Genomic DNA, 15,141 nt, shown 5'->3' with positions numbered 1-15,141 from the left:
CTGCAGATATTTGGCGACTGTATTGCGGGAGAGTTTGAGTTGTTTGGCGATTTCACGTTGTGAGAGTTTCTGTCGGTGAAAAAGCCGGTGCACTTTTGCGATGGTTTCCATGCATAACATCCAGGTTGGGCTCCGCTGTGTGATAAAGCGGAGCAGTTTATAACAAACGGAGAGTGGCTCAATTTTGGAGCACAACTCCCCGTTTCCCTGGCTCAGTTTTGCACGATATTTAACACTTGGGTATCCGGCCCAACACCGCCATACTCTTTTACCGCAAAATCCGCCTCGTCATCAGCCGTCATTCGGCCTTGGAGGCCGATCAGGTTTTTGAAGGTTCCGTAAAGTCAGATGAGCGCTGCTCCGGCGGTAAGCGCAAAGGAAAACGCGGCACAGGAGCCGCAGGCAAAGTGGTGGTTTTCGGTATCCTCAAACATGGCGGCAAGGTTTATACCGTGGTCGTGGATAACGCCAAAAAAGAGAGTTTGTTGCCTGTTATTGCGAAGAAAATCATGCCGGGCAGTGTGGTGTATACCGACAGTTTAAGCAGCGATGATGTCCCGGATGTCGGCGGTTTTCACCACCATAGGATTAACCACGGCAAGACATTTGCCTAGAGGCAAAACCACATCAGCGGCATTGGGAATTTTTGGAATCAGGCCAAGCGTGTGCTGCGCAAATACAACGGAATCGACCGAAAGTCTTTTCCTGCATTCTTTCAACAATAACGGAAAAGGTTGACAGTTGATTCCATTGTATTTTCGCAGAGTGCGCTTTGCCCGATTTCAGAAGTTTTCGATGCCGTTGATATGGTTTTGTTTGTCTGCAAACAACCTGCCATGATGGATGTGCTGATGGATAAAACCGCTTATATCCAACATCACGACTATCCAAACAGTCGGCACGGAAAATAGTAATAACAGGCAGTTTGGATCTGCTTTAAGAGTCAAACGATGGCTGAATTTTTACAGTTTAACATGACTACTTATCTAGTATAGCCACCCAAAAAAAAGCGAAACAAACCGCACTGAAAATAATGGATGCCGTCCAACAAACTGTTACAGAACCGATTATCTGAAAGCACAGCTCTGCTTCTGCCGTTAGCCCAAGCATCGGAGACGCAAGAACCTCGCCCCTGCCGCCAGCGCCCTCTTGGGAAAAGGGTTGGCGGAGAGCGCAAGCGGGCTGATACGCCGATACTTTCCAAAAGGAACAGATTTCAACAAAGGGGGCAGACAGATTAAGGTAGCAAGGGGAATCAACTGCTGGCTGGGGAAAACTCTTGGTTAAAATAAACGGACTCGCACAATACCAACCATTGAGAGATACGCAGGGATCGGATGGGGTGCGGATGCGCAGGGCCACCGGCAAAGAAAAACACTTGGCTGCGAAACGCCAAGTGTTTTATTCTTAAACTAGATCTAACCTCTAATGAATATTTCAATTGAAATGAAAATTTAGGGGGATGTATAGGAACAAGTCAGCTTTGCACATTAATGAATGCCTGCAGTAACCATGCTTTGGCTTTGAGCACCACTCCCAGTTAAATAAGAAGCTGCCAAATCGCTACAACAGCCGCAACAAGTAGCAACACCTAACTGCGCCTGCAAATCGTTCAAACTACAAGCTCCGGCGGCAACGATTTCTTGAATTTGGCGGTCGGTAATGGCATTGCAAATGCAGACAAACATTTTAATACTCCTTGTTTTGCACTTCTCACATAAAAATTAGCTTCGAGAGAAGTAATTTTATTATTAGACTTAAATATAAATAAAAACAGTTCGCATTGCAAGAATAGAAATTGTAAATTACTGGAATAGTATAAATCTTTCCCTTACAAACAACACCATCCTAGTATTTGCCGCCATTTAAACTCACTTTAACCACAAAAATGTGGCAAAGTAAATATTGGCTGCAAATAATTTGGCCATCTTTTACGTACGGCATGAAGAACTAAAACGCTTTTTGGGTGGACGATATTTTCACCCGCAATCAAGATTTTGCCGATGCGCTGGAAGCTGCCGTGTATCTTGAACCTGAAACAGATGAAACGAAGCCAGATTATTCTCCGGTTGGTGCGATTTATAAATATTAATTATTTCAATTAGTTGCCTGGATATCGGAACAATATTTACAAAGTACAGCTGCTTGCGGATTTGTTCCACGATATGTTTGCGCGCGCCGGCAAACGACTTTTTTTGGCGGTCAGATGTTTCAGCGGCGGGCACTTCATATCCATCATATCAATAGGTTTGTTTTTCAAGTAAAAATCCAATGATGCCTTGCTAACCCTACCGATTCGGCAGCCGTCTTGATAGTTTCAGACAACTTGTTATATGCGGCCAAGCCTGCATTCAACTCGCCCATCTCGTTAAACCAGCCGCGCTCTTTCTTGCCCATATCGGCCTTGCCGTCCGAATAGCGGTTGAATTTAGATTCATATTGCGCCAAATCAGCTTCTGTTTTAATATTGCTGCTGGAAAGGCTGCGGCCTTGTGAGTCGACATTAGCGGGCAATCGGAGCCCAAAAGACGACACAAGGTTTCGGCCTTTTTCCGTATGCCAGTAAACCAAATCATGGTTCAGCATATTTTGCAGGCCGTGCAGGTTCTTGCCGTAAACGCTGGCAATGTTCACAACTTCTACGCCTTTTGCCGTACGGTTCAAATGCAGCGCGGCAATCACCGGTTCGCCCTGCTCCTGAAGTTCGGTCAGCGCAACATAGCCTTGCCGTGTGGCCTGCGGGGCAGACTTCATCACGGCCACGGGGTCGTTTAACTGTTCGGGCAGACGCTTCAGCATTTCGGGCGTGATATGGTGTTTGCCGCCCATCACTTTGTTTAATACGTCTTGCCGCATCGTAACTTTGGCATCGGGCATGCCCGCCAGTTGAAATGCTTCGGGCGTTGTTCCCATCGGGATATATTGCCGTTCGGGCTTTCTTCCCGCTGCCACATCATCAACCGCCTGCGCGAAATCCGATTGCGCATCTTCGCTCAGGCTGTAGCGGGTATCGCCTGCAAGGGGTTCCGCCCCTTTTTCAGACGGCTTGCCCGCATCGATACGGCGCAGCAGGCCGAACACTTGGCCGTCTGAAAACGCATCGCGCCCGATGCCCAGCACATCTCTCAGAATATTCCTGATGCGCTCGGCAACGCGCGCAAAATACCCGCCCAAGCCGTCTTTAAACGCTGCGGGCAGGGAAATGCCGTATTTGCGCTCCAATGCTTCAAGGTTGTTTTCCTGCTTGGACGCGTAAAGCTCGGCTATGGCTTCTTCCACCGCCGCCATGCGGTTTGCGGCTGCGGTATCCTGATAGCCGCGCCGCTGCTTCATCACCGCATCGGCAAGGCTTTTAACCGCCGTGTTTCCGTCTGCCTGCCGCAATAACGCGCTCCATTTGGCCAAGCCTTCTACATGGATTTTTCTGTGTGCCAATTCGTGCCATGCCACAAACTTTGCCGTGTCGGCATTGGGCAGGTTGTCGGCAATCAGGGTGATGCGCCCCGTTTGGGTGTCATACCAGCCCTGCGCGCTAAGCAGGTCTTCGGCATTGTCGGGGCGGGATACGTCTGCAAGGGATACCACATCAATCAGGCGGGCGTGTTGCGCACCAAGTGCATCTGTGATTGCCTGTTGAATTGTTTCGATGTGTTTTTGGTCTGATTGTGGTATATTGGTTTCCGTATCAGACGCTCCCAATCCGCCACGAGAACGTGTAGGGGCGTGATTGCGTAGGGCTTGCTGCGTCGCACCCCGCACTTGTTCCGCCGTCTGATTATCATAAGCGGTAAGCAGCCAACCGTTGCTGCCGCTTCTTTTAACCATTTGTGCAATATTACCGTTATGGGCAATCTCAAGTCTGATTGCCTTGCCGCTTTCAACGCGGCGCAACACATCTCCTTTGGCAATGGTTTCAACTACACGGCCGGTAAGCATCTCTACCGTATCGCTTCGGCTCATTCCATCAACACGCATACGCTTGTCAATAATATGCGCAATGCCCATTGCGCCGCGTGTTTTGCCGTTTTCCAGCGTGCTGCCTTCGCTTCCCCACACAAAATCAATCCAGCCGATGTCGTTGCGGTACATGGCCCGGTGTTGGTCGGCCTTTTCCAAGATGGCACGGTTCATTGCTTCCCGCCCGCGCCTGATATTCGCCTGAATATCTTTCATCGCGCTGCGGCTGAATTTCCCGCCGCCGTCTTCCAGTTCCACATCTTCGTAAAACGGGTCGCGGTTAATCAGCCCGTCTTTAAAAAGATAGTTGGTTGCGGTTTCTCTGTCTGATTCCGACAAAACGGATCCGCGTGATGAAAACGCGTAACCTTTCTTTTCGTTGGCGGCTTTGTTGTAGTTGCGTTTGAATACCCGCGCGTTTACCGTATCGCGGTTGGCCTGCGCTTCGGTAAAGGCTTCCCGCATCAGCCACATATCCCACGCTTTCCAATATTTGGAAATGGCGCGGCCCAATGCGTTTTCGGTTTGATATTCGCGGTTTTGATAATGGTCGGGCATCGGCAGGGTTTCGCGCCCGCTGACGGTGCGCACGGTGTTGATGCCGTTTTGGTCTGCAAACCCGAGTTTGTCTGTTGATTCGAATATCTTCTTTTCAGACGGCCTTACGCTGCCGCGCCCCGCTGCGGGGCGTTGCTGCTTCAGGCCGTCTAAATCTTGATTGGCTACTCTTTGCCGCTCTCCAATTCCGCCTGCGTTTTCGCCAATGCCTGCTTCATCAACGCTGCCGCTTTCGGGTTGCGGTTGAGTGTCTGAAACAGATTCACCAGCGGGTCGCCGCTCTGCTGCGTCTGTGTCTGTCGGTTCTGCTCTGTCAAAGATTCCACGCTGTTCTTGTCTGCCGTGTTGCTGCTCATAGTTCTTTATGCTTTCTTGAAGTAGTTGCTGTTTGTCGGGTGTCCGCACGCCGCCGAACATGTCGGCTTCGGCAGGGTTGCCTTGTGCGGCGAGCAAATCATAATAGTTTTTCAGCAGGGCGGAAATGGCTTTTGCGCTTCGTTTATGCTCATCAAAAAATGCTACTAAATCACGCGCAACGGGCGATAAATCGTCTTCAAACATGCCATGTTGGGCGAGATAATCGGCCACGCTGCCGCCGCGCTCGTGTATCTCGTTTATCTTTTCCACGGCGGACACAATGTCTGCCGAAATATCGGCATCGTGCATTGCGCCGTCTTTGATGTAGTTTTTGGCTTTCGCAATAGCGGGCGCGGCCTGCATCATGGCGTTTACCATGTTTTTCAGCCCTGCATCGGTGCTTTCCACCATGCGGCTCAATGCGGGGCTGTTGCCATACGCGCGATACAGCAGGGCATTGCGCAACCGCCTTACGCCGTCTTGGCTTAATTGACCGTCCGCCCCCACCATCTGCGCCTGTACGGTAGTAGGCATGCTGCCGACAAAATCACGGATAAAGCCACGGTTGTCGGGTGTGTTGAGTTCCCCGTTTTCAGACGGCACAAACGAGCCGAAATCGGGCAGGCGTTCCGCATCGACACGCGCCTGCTCGAGCGCGCTCATGCCCAAGCCGCCGCCTTCGTTTGATGCCACCGCCTCCCTGTTGGTGTCGATGCCCGCATCGGTAAAGCGGCTAATCAATACAGATTTACATAATTGAATATTTTTTTAGGGTTCTGAAGACATCATGTAAACCTATTTGACAAACAAGAAATCCAATTTAAATAATTAACATATACAACCAATAATTTAACATGTAATTTAACACATAAATTCATTTTAACAAAAACTCTTATCAAACATATTAATCCATTAAATTAATAATTTCTTGCAATTAAATATCTTGCTCAAAACTCTTAATCATTTTAACTTCATTCCATAGGAGACATTTACAATGATTAAAACGTTAAATACAACTGAGATCCAAAATGTATCAGGTGGTTGGATTGCCAATGCCATAGGTGGAATTGTCGGAGCTGATGGAGCAGGATACGGCTATCTTGCAAGAGGAGGAAAGGATCCAAATAGATTTCTTGGAGCCGTGGCATTGGGAGGTGTTAGTGGATTATTCAGCCCAGTAAACAGAATACGTTCTGCAGCTTTAACGGCAGGTGGCGCGTTTACGACCAGCGCAGTAGGCACAAGAATCGGAAGTCCATATTTTTAAAAATGAAAATATGGGCAAGATATGTTTCGCCAATACTGTGTATAGCTATATCCACAGCCGTTATAACACTGGGAATAAAATATCTTTTTCCCAATAAAGATATGTTTTATTGGCAAATTTCTATCAGTATGTTCGTAACAGGGATACTGCTGCGCTGGTTTAATCGAACTGAACGTTGAATTTGATTTTCAGATCTTTCAATGTTGTTTGGAATATTTTCAGCGTTAGGTAGAACAGGTCTTTCTGTAATTTCCACTTACTTAAGTAGGCTGTATCAAAGCCAGGTCGTCTGAAAAGCCGTTTTCAGACGACCTTTTTAAACTGTATAAGCGATTTATTCACAGACTTTTAAAAAATTTATTTTTATAAAGAAAATATATATAACAATCATGCTACAAAAACCGACTTTCTGTCTTGAGTTATCCACAGGAATCCCTATATAGCCGTTAACGTAATATCAAACCAAAGGAAACCGAAAGATGAGATTCGACAAACTAACCGCAAAATTCCAGCAGGCTCTTTCAGACGGTCAAAGCCTGGCACTGGCTGCCGACAACGGCTATCTCGAAGCCGGCCATGTGCTCAAAGCCCTGCTTGACGACAACGGCGGCATCACCGCCCTGCTCGCCCACGCCGGCGTGAATGTCGCCCAAGTGAAACAGCAGTTGCAGCAAACCTTAAACAGCCTACCGAAAGTGTCCGGTCAGGGCGGTGAAATCCTTCCCGGCCGCGAATTGCAGGCCGTACTGAACCTGATGGATAAAGCCGCTGCCAAACGCGGTGATGCCTATATTGCCAGCGAGCTGTTTCCGCTTGCGCTGGTGCAGCAGAATGACGCCACCGGCAAAATCCTGAAAAATGCCGGTGCCACCGAGCAGAGCATCAACGCTGCCATCGATGCGGTGCGCGGCGGCGCGGCTGTGGACGGCCCGAACGCCGAAGACCAGCGCGAAGCCCTGAAAAAATACACCCTTGATTTAACCCAACGCGCCCGCGAAGGCAAACTCGACCCCGTTATCGGCCGCGATGATGAAATCCGCCGTGCCGTTCAGGTGTTGCAGCGGCGCACCAAAAACAACCCCGTGCTCATCGGCGAACCCGGTGTGGGCAAAACCGCTATCGTTGAAGGTTTGGCGCAGCGCATCGTTGACGGCGAAGTGCCCGAGAGCCTGCGCAACAAACGCCTGCTGGTGCTTGATTTGGCTGCATTAATCGCCGGTGCCAAATACCGCGGCGAATTTGAAGAACGCCTCAAAGGCGTGCTCAACGATTTGGCAAAAGACGATGGCAACACATTGATTTTCATCGATGAAATCCACACTTTGGTGGGCGCGGGCAAAGCCGACGGCGCAATGGATGCGGGCAATATGCTCAAACCCGCATTGGCGCGCGGCGAGTTGCACTGCATCGGTGCCACCACTTTGGACGAATACCGCCAATACATCGAAAAAGATGCCGCACTGGAGCGCCGCTTTCAAAAAGTGCTGGTGGGCGAACCGAGTGTTGAAGACACCATTGCCATTCTGCGCGGTTTGCAGGAGCGTTACGAAATCCACCACGGCATCGACATCACCGACCCGGCAATCGTTGCGGCGGCAGAATTGAGCAACCGCTACATCACCGACCGCTTCCTGCCCGACAAAGCAATCGACTTAATCGATGAAGCCGCCAGCCGCATCAAAATGGAGCTGGATTCCAAACCCGAGCAGATGGACAAGCTCGACCGCCGCATCATTCAATTGAAAATGGAGCGGATGCACGTTGAAAAAGAAAACGATGACGCCAGCAAAAAACGCTTGGAGTTAATCGATGAAGAAATCGGCGGTCTGCAAAAAGAATACGCCGATTTAGACGAGATTTGGAAAGCCGAAAAAGCCTCTTCCGCCGGCACGGCCGACATCAAAAAACAAATCGATGAAATCAAGGTGAAAATCGAGCAGGCCAAACGCCAAGGCGATTTCGCCCGCGCCTCCGAATTGGAATACGGCGAGCTGCCCAAGCTCGGCCGGCAGTTGCAGGCCATCGAGAGCAACCCCGAAGCGAAACAGGCCAACAAACTCTTCCGCACCAAAGTCGGCGCAGACGAAGTGGCCGAAATCGTTTCGCGCATGACCGGCATTCCCGTGGCCAAAATGATGGAAGGCGAGCGCGACAAACTGTTGAAAATGGAAGAAGTGCTGCACAAACGCGTGGTCGGCCAAGACCAGGCCGTGCGCGCCGTGTCCAACGCCATCCGCCGCAGCCGCAGCGGTTTGGCCGACCCCGGCAAACCTTACGGCAGCTTCCTGTTTTTAGGCCCCACCGGCGTGGGCAAAACCGAATTGTGCAAAGCACTGGCCAATTTCCTGTTTGACAGCGAAGACCATTTAATCCGCATCGATATGTCGGAATACATGGAAAAACACGCCGTTGCCCGCTTAATCGGTGCGCCCCCGGGCTATGTGGGCTACGAAGAAGGCGGCTATCTCACCGAACAGGTGCGCCGCAAACCCTACAGCGTGATTCTGCTCGATGAAGTGGAAAAAGCCCACCCCGATGTGTTCAACATTCTGCTGCAAGTACTCGATGACGGCCGCCTCACCGATGGACAGGGCCGCACGGTCGATTTCAAAAACACCGTAATTGTGATGACTTCCAACATCGGCAGCCAGCATATCCAAAAACTCGGCACCGCCGATTACGAAGCGGTGAAAGACGTGGTGATGGAAGACGTGAAAGAACATTTCCGCCCCGAAATGATCAACCGCATCGATGAAGTGGTGGTGTTCCACGGTTTGGATCAGGCCAATATCCGCAACATCGCCAAAATCCAGCTCGAAGGCCTGAAAAAACGCCTCGAAGCCATGAACCTGCGCTTAACCGTAGACGATGCCGCGCTCGATGTGATTGCCCAAGCCGGCTTCGACCCGGTGTACGGCGCCCGCCCGCTCAAACGCGCGATTCAGGCAGAAATCGAAAACCCGTTGTCGGTCAAACTGTTGGAAGGCGCTTACCGGCCCGACAGTGAGATTCGTGTGCAAGCCGAGGGCGGCAAACTGGTGTTTGCCTAAGCATTTGAAGCCGTTATCGTGAACCCGCTTTATTTCCGTTACGTTGCCGGGCGTACTGCCCGGTGCCGAAAATAAAGTGGATTCTCGACATAATCACAGGCCGTCTGAAAATGTTTCAGACGGCCTGTGATTCTTTCTCTATGCCTAACCCGATAATTACACTTCGTTCAGATTCAGATAATGGCGGCTGCCCTGCATATCGCTCATGGCGCGCAACAGCATTTCGAAGTGGTCATCATTGTTGATGAAATCCAGCTCATCGGCATTGGCAATCAAGAGCGGTGAGTTTTGATAGAGATGGAAAAAGCGGCGGTATTCGTCTTGAATCTGCCCCAGATAACCCGGCGGAAAAACATTCATCATGCTGCCTTGCCGTTTTTGCAGGCGTTTTTGCGCGTTTTCATCTGAAGTCTGCAAATAGATCACCAAATCGGGCACCGGGTATTCGGGCATAATCTTGCGCTTCATCTGCCAAAACAGGGTTTGTTCGTTGGCCGGGTCGCTGCCTTTGAGCACGACCGGCACGAAAATCTGGTCTTTTTCAAGCAGAAAATCGGCGATGATGCGCTCGTTTTTTTCTTCTTCGGTGTTAATCAGCTCCACTGCTTCGGTGCGGCGCATCAGAAAATACAGCTCGGTGGCCAGGCCGTGGTTGGCGGCATTCAGATAAAACTGTTCCAAAAAGGGGTTGCGCTCGGGGCTTTCGGTTAAATGCAGGGCATCGAAATATTCTGCCAGGCGGCGGCTCAGCTCGGATTTGCCGCTGCCGATGGAACCTTCTACTACGATATAACGGTGGTGCATGATGGATGGTCTCTCCGTGGTGTCGGGTGGTTGCCGGTTAAGTTTCAGACGGCCTGTTTGCGGCCGTCTGAAAACACGGGCGCGGCTTCGGTTACGGCGATGCCGCCGCTGCCCAATCGTTCTGCCAAATCTGCCGCGCGGCCGTGGTTGCCCAGCCGGAAATCGGGGGCGATTTCGGCCAGCGGGCGCATCACGAAACTGCGCTCGTGGGCGCGCGGGTGCGGCAGGGTGAGACAGGGTGTGCTGCCGGATTCACCGTTGTAGTCGATGATGTCCAAATCGAGCGTGCGCGGGGCATTGCGGAAGCTGCGCTCGCGCCCGAAGCTGCTTTCGATACTGTTTAACACAGCCAGCAGCTGCTCCGCGTCCAAACGGGTAGACACGATGCAGACGGCGTTAATAAAGTCGGGCTGGTCAGCATAGCCCACGGGCGCGGTAATATAGAGTGAAGATGTGCGCAGCAGTTCAATCTGCGGATGCCCTGCAATGATTTGCAAGGCTGTTTTTATCTGCTGTTTGGGATTGTTCAGATTGCTGCCCAACGCAATGACGGCGGTGTTGGATATCATGTTTCAGACGGCCTGTCAAAGTGGTTTGTAACGCGCCAGATAAATGATTGCCGCCACGCACAGCATCGATAAACCATATCCCGCCCATGCTTTGCCGGTTTTCGGCTGCGCGCGCACGGTTATCATGCCCAAACCGATATAACCCAACAGCAGCAGCAGTTTCACGCCCAGCCAGTTTGCATTGCCAAACGGGGTGAAATGGGTGATTTTCATCAGCCACAGGCCGGTAAACAGCAGCAGCGTGTCGTTGAAATGAGGGAGGATTTTCAGGATTTTCGGCAGTGGTTTGGCGGGTTTGGCGGCGCGCAGCCAAAAGCGCAGGTTGAACAGCAGCACGGTAACGGCCGCAAACAGCATATGGCTGTGTTTCACAATGATATATTGCATGGTATTTTGGTTGGTGTTTTCAGACGGCCTGTATTGTAACCCGAAACCGCCATCGATTCTGCATTCTTCGGCAGTATTCGGGTATTCGCCGGCATAGTGAACCCACTTTGTTTCCGTTGCGGCATTTCTGTGCCTCAGCCAAAGGGAACGGTTTTGCCGGCCGCCTGTGTGGCGGCAGAATCGGTTTGGTATTGTCTGTACTGTCTGCGGCTTGCTGCCTTGTGTCGGAAAAAAGTGGGATTCACTATTAAAGCAGGGTTCGCTGTAACGATTATGATTAAACCGAGGCCGTCTGAAAAACGGGCGGCTTTTGCGGCATGCGCTTTTCAGACGGCCTAAACGTATTTTGTAACAACACGGGTGGATCTGTTTATTTGTTGTGCAGCTTTTTCACACTCACTTTGGCCTTCTTTTTCAAGCGGTTTTTTGTTTCTTTGCGCCCTTCGCGTTTTTCGATGCGGTTGCTCAACGCCGCACGGCGCAGCGGTTTTTTCTTGGGTTTGTCTTGCGCTTCTTCGTAGGGATTTTCCGACACATTGTATTGGATGCGCAGCGGCGTGCCCTGCAGATTGAAGGCTTTGCGGAAGGTTTGGGTGAGATAGCGGGTGTAGCTGTCGGAAACGGCCTGCAATGAATTGCCGTGTATCACGATAACGGGCGGATTCATGCCGCCCTGATGGGCATAGCGCATTTTCGGGCGCACCAAACCGGCTCGCGGCGGGGCTTGGCGTTCGAGTGCCGCCTGCAGAACGCGGGTGATTTTCGGTGTGGGCATTTTCATCATAGCGGCGTTGTAGGCCGATTGGATGCTCTCAAACAGGCTGTCGATGCCGCGCTCTTTCAGCGCGGAAATATAGTGGAACTTGGCGAAATCGAGAAAATAGAGTTTGCGGGCAATATCGCGCTTCACTTGTTCGCGCCGCTCCTGGCTGATGCCGTCCCATTTGTTTACCGCCACCACCAGCGCCCTGCCCGCTTCGAGGGCGAAACCGGCAATGGTGGCATCTTGGTCGGCGATGTCCTGCTGCGCATCCAACACCAGCACGGCCACGTTGGCTGCCTCAACGGCCTGCATGGCTTTAATCACCGAAAATTTCTCAACCGCTTCTTCCACTTTGCCGCGCCGGCGCACGCCTGCGGTGTCGATGATGGTAAACGGTTTGCCGGCACGCTCAAAATCGATGTGGATGCTGTCGCGGGTGGTGCCGGCCATGTCAAAGGCAATCACGCGCTCTTCGCCGAGAATGGCGTTTACCAGCGTGGATTTGCCCACGTTGGGGCGGCCGATAACGGCAAACACGGGGTGTTTGGGCGCAGCGGTTTCTTCTTCGACATCGGGAAAATGTTCCAAAACCGCTTCTATCAGGTCATACACACCATCGCCGTGTGCGCCGGAAACTACATACGGCTCCCCCAAAGCCAACTCGTAAAATTCGGCGGCCAACACGGCCCGGTCGGCACCCTCGCCTTTGTTCACGGCCAGATACACAGGGCGCGGGCTTTGGCGCAGGCGGTCGGCGATGATTTTGTCTTGCGGGGTCAGGCCGGTGCGGCCGTCAACCAGAAATACCACTGCATCGGCTTCGTCTACCGCCTGCAGGGTTTGCTTGGCCATTTCGTGCAGAATGCCGCTGTCCACCACCGGCTCGAAGCCGCCTGTATCGATAACCAGATAAGGTTTGCTGCCCCCCCTGCCGTGGCCGTAGTGGCGGTCGCGGGTGAGGCCGGGCAGGTCGTGCACCAAAGCATCCCTACTGCGCGTGAGGCGGTTGAACAAGGTGGATTTGCCCACATTGGGGCGGCCGACTAGGGCGATGGTGGGTTTCATATTTTTGCTTTCTGTGTCAGGCCGTCTGAAAAGTTGCAGGCGACAAGCAGGTGCTGTATGGACACCCCTCTTTAAAATCATTACGGCGTTAGTTTGCCGTTTTTAAAGTGGGCCGGCTGTATTCTGCAGCACAGGGGTTTGAGATGATACGCCGTCAAACAAAAGGGCTTGCAGAAAGCTTCCTGCAAGCCTACTGTTTTCAGACGGCCTGAAACCTTTGCAAAAAAACCAATTTAAACTTGAAAACGTTTGTGCTCCGCCATTTTCTCGTAGGCAGGAATCCAATACAATTTTCACAAGTCGTTGAAATCAAACAACAGTTAATTTTAAAAGGCCGGATTCCCGCCTACACGGGAATGACGACAATCGGATGTTTCAGACGGCCTAAACGGATTTTGCAAAGGTCTTGGCCTTTATTTTAATTGGTCGGCCTTAAACTGCACCGACTCCCTATTGGCGGCATCTTTGGGCAGCTGCGCCAAAGCCTGCCCGTAAGCCTGCAAGGCTTCTTTGTTTTTGCCCTGTGCCAAATAAATATCGCCTTTGGTTTCCAAAAGCAGGGGTTCGAAAGCGGGGGCAACTTTGGTGTTTGAGGCGGCGAGAGCTTCTTCATATTGGTTTTGCTGCAAACGTACAACTGCCAAACGCTGGGCAGCCATTGCCTGCACAACCGGGTCTTTCTGGTTGTCTAGCACCCAGTTCAAATGGTTGGCGGCGGTGTCATAGCTGCCTTTGTCGAACTCTGTGCCGGCCACCATAAACGCGGCCTGTGCGGCAGCAGTCGTGCCGCTGTAATTCTGCTGGAGATTGCGTAAATCAGCGTTTACTGCTTTGGCATCGGCGTTGCTTTGCGCTTTTTCAACCAGCTGCGTCAGTACGGCTGCGGCCTCTTGGTCTTTTTTTACCTGATGGTTTTGATAAACCACATAACCCAAATAACCTAAGGCGGCGGCCACCAATGCGGCAAACAGCCAACGCCCCCAGCTTTTCCAGAAATATTTGAAATTTTCGAGCTCTTCCTGCTCTTGGATATGTGCAGCCATTTAAGCATTCTTCCATTGTTGTAGGGTGGAAACCAACAGGGCGGCATCAAGGGTGGTTTGGCCGTGGGTACCCTGTAGGTCTTTAAGGGTAACCGTGCCGTCTGAAAGCTCGTTCTGAGCCACAATCAGGGCGAAGCGTGCACCGCCGGCATCGGCTTTTTTCATCTGTGCTTTCAGGCTTTGGCTGCCGGTGTGTTGCAGCACATCGAATCCGGCATCGCGCAGGGTTTGGGCATGTTTCATCACTTGCAAAGCGGTGCCTTCGCCTTGGTGCATGGCGTAAACATCTGGTGCGGCCCGATAAGCCAGTGCGCCGTATTCCCGCACCAGCAGCAGCAGGCGTTCCACCCCCATGGCAAAGCCGATAGACGGCGCAGGTTTGCCGCCCAGCTCTTCAATCAGACCGTCATAACGGCCACCGCCGCAAACGGTGGCCTGTGCGCCAAGCTTGTCGGTTGTCCATTCGAACACGGTTTGGTTGTAGTAGTCCAAACCGCGAACTAAACGGGGGTTTTCCGTGTAGGCAATATCCAAGCCCTCGAGCATGGTTTTAAATGAGGCATAGTGCGCACGCGATGCTCCGCCCAGATATTCGGTCAAGTGCGGTGCGTTATTGCAGATTGCCTGCAAATCGGGGTTTTTGCTGTCGAGCACACGCAGGGGGTTGGTGTACAGACGGCGTTTGCTGTCTTCATCGAGCTTGTCTTTGTGGCTGCCCAGATAAGACACCAGCGCCGCACGGTGGGCGGCGCGCTCTTCGCGGTTGCCCAGGCTGTTGATTTCCAAAACCAGATAGTCGCGTATGCCCAATTCGTTCCATAAGTCTGCCGACATAGCAATGATTTCGGCATCGATATCGGGACCTTCGAAACCCAGGGCTTCCACGCCCACCTGGTGAAACTGGCGGTAACGCCCTTTCTGCGGGCGTTCGCGGCGGAACATCGGCCCCATATACCATAATTTTTGCGGGCCGTTATACAGCAGGTTGTGTTCGACCACCGCACGCAGGCAGGATGCCGTACCTTCGGGGCGCAAACTCAGGCTGAGCTTATCGTTGGAATCGGCAAAGCTATACATCTCTTTGCCGACCACATCGGTTTCTTCGCCGATGGAGCGCACAAACAGGCCGGTTTGCTCCACAATGGGGGTGCGGATTTGGCTGTAACCGTAGCGGCGCGCCCAGCGGGTAACGGTGTCTTCAAATGCCTGCCAAAAGGCGGCAGTGAGTTTGAAATCTTTCTGCTCCACCGGCAGAAGGTCGTTCATGCCTTTAACGGCTTGGATTTTTTGTCCCATAGTATTTCGATATCCGCATTCTTTT

Annotated in this window: 12 protein-coding genes and 2 pseudogenes; 4 read left to right on the top strand and 10 right to left on the bottom strand. The window is 51.9% G+C overall.

Annotated features, from left to right (window positions below; translation table 11 throughout):
- The coding region (locus IR141_RS01720; protein ID WP_135033893.1) for a winged helix-turn-helix transcriptional regulator at window positions 1-120 on the bottom strand (120 nt) is incomplete at its 3' end.
- Between the two features lie 116 nt (window positions 121-236).
- Here IR141_RS01720 and IR141_RS01715 point away from each other — a divergent pair.
- Window positions 237-725 (top strand): annotated as a pseudogene (locus IR141_RS01715) (IS1595 family transposase); the annotation flags it as partial.
- Here the strand turns inward: IR141_RS01715 and IR141_RS01710 are convergent.
- Both IR141_RS01710 and IR141_RS01705 read right to left on the bottom strand, forming a co-directional pair.
- A pseudogene (locus IR141_RS01710) lies at window positions 708-875 on the bottom strand (IS1595 family transposase); the annotation flags it as partial. The pseudogenes IR141_RS01715 and IR141_RS01710 sit on opposite strands and share 18 nt — an antisense overlap.
- A 615-nt stretch (window positions 876-1,490) precedes the next feature.
- Complete coding sequence (locus IR141_RS01705; protein WP_135033964.1) at window positions 1,491-1,688, bottom strand: (2Fe-2S)-binding protein; 198 nt, start codon at window positions 1,686-1,688, stop codon at window positions 1,491-1,493.
- 278 nt (window positions 1,689-1,966) lie between these two features.
- Here IR141_RS01705 and IR141_RS13750 point away from each other — a divergent pair, with 278 nt between their 5' ends.
- The gene (locus tag IR141_RS13750; RefSeq protein ID WP_255518783.1) at window positions 1,967-2,092 is read left to right on the top strand and encodes a hypothetical protein; all 126 of its coding nucleotides are present in this window, start codon (window positions 1,967-1,969) and stop codon (window positions 2,090-2,092) included.
- A 164-nt stretch (window positions 2,093-2,256) separates the two neighbouring features.
- On the opposite strand, the gene IR141_RS01700 is transcribed toward IR141_RS13750, so the two are convergent.
- Complete coding sequence (locus IR141_RS01700) at window positions 2,257-5,613, bottom strand: hypothetical protein (protein ID WP_135033963.1); 3,357 nt, start codon at window positions 5,611-5,613, stop codon at window positions 2,257-2,259.
- A gap of 253 nt (window positions 5,614-5,866) precedes the next feature.
- Between IR141_RS01700 and IR141_RS01695 the strand changes: the two genes are divergently transcribed.
- Together IR141_RS01695 and clpB are read left to right on the top strand one after the other, a co-directional pair.
- Window positions 5,867-6,139, top strand: a complete 273-nt coding sequence (locus IR141_RS01695) for a hypothetical protein (protein ID WP_135033962.1) — start codon at window positions 5,867-5,869, stop codon at window positions 6,137-6,139.
- Window positions 6,140-6,618: 479 nt separating this feature from the next.
- Window positions 6,619-9,189, top strand: coding sequence for an ATP-dependent chaperone ClpB (gene clpB / locus IR141_RS01690; protein ID WP_135033961.1), 2,571 nt, complete (start codon window positions 6,619-6,621; stop codon window positions 9,187-9,189).
- A 156-nt stretch (window positions 9,190-9,345) separates the two neighbouring features.
- On the opposite strand, the gene IR141_RS01685 is transcribed toward clpB, so the two are convergent.
- The 6 genes from IR141_RS01685 to hisS all read right to left on the bottom strand — a co-directional run bounded on the left by IR141_RS01685 (window position 9,346) and on the right by hisS (window position 15,116).
- Window positions 9,346-9,993, bottom strand: a complete 648-nt coding sequence (locus IR141_RS01685) for a deoxynucleoside kinase (protein ID WP_135033960.1) — start codon at window positions 9,991-9,993, stop codon at window positions 9,346-9,348.
- A 44-nt stretch (window positions 9,994-10,037) separates the two neighbouring features.
- Window positions 10,038-10,562: a 2-amino-4-hydroxy-6-hydroxymethyldihydropteridine diphosphokinase gene (gene folK, locus IR141_RS01680; protein ID WP_135033959.1), complete on the bottom strand. Its 525-nt coding sequence runs from the start codon at window positions 10,560-10,562 to the stop codon at window positions 10,038-10,040.
- Between the two features lie 15 nt (window positions 10,563-10,577).
- Window positions 10,578-10,949 (bottom strand): SirB2 family protein, encoded by a 372-nt coding sequence (locus IR141_RS01675; protein ID WP_135033958.1) that lies wholly within the window; start codon window positions 10,947-10,949, stop codon window positions 10,578-10,580.
- Between the two features lie 370 nt (window positions 10,950-11,319).
- A complete protein-coding gene (gene der / locus IR141_RS01670) occupies window positions 11,320-12,777 on the bottom strand; it encodes a ribosome biogenesis GTPase Der (RefSeq protein WP_135033957.1) in 1,458 nt (485 codons plus the stop codon).
- 413 nt (window positions 12,778-13,190) lie between these two features.
- On the bottom strand, window positions 13,191-13,820 hold the full coding sequence (locus IR141_RS01665; RefSeq protein ID WP_135033956.1) for a tetratricopeptide repeat protein: 630 nt from the start codon (window positions 13,818-13,820) through the stop codon (window positions 13,191-13,193).
- A complete protein-coding gene (gene hisS, locus IR141_RS01660) occupies window positions 13,821-15,116 on the bottom strand; it encodes a histidine--tRNA ligase (RefSeq protein ID WP_135033955.1) in 1,296 nt (431 codons plus the stop codon). It abuts the gene before it with no gap.
- Window positions 15,117-15,141 lie beyond the last annotated feature (25 nt).

The sequence above is a fragment of the Neisseria sp. 19428wB4_WF04 genome (assembly GCF_015235335.1).
Classification (GTDB): domain Bacteria; phylum Pseudomonadota; class Gammaproteobacteria; order Burkholderiales; family Neisseriaceae; genus Neisseria; species Neisseria musculi.
Note: the sequence above shows the minus strand (reverse complement) of the source record. Positions and strands in the feature narration are given on the sequence as shown.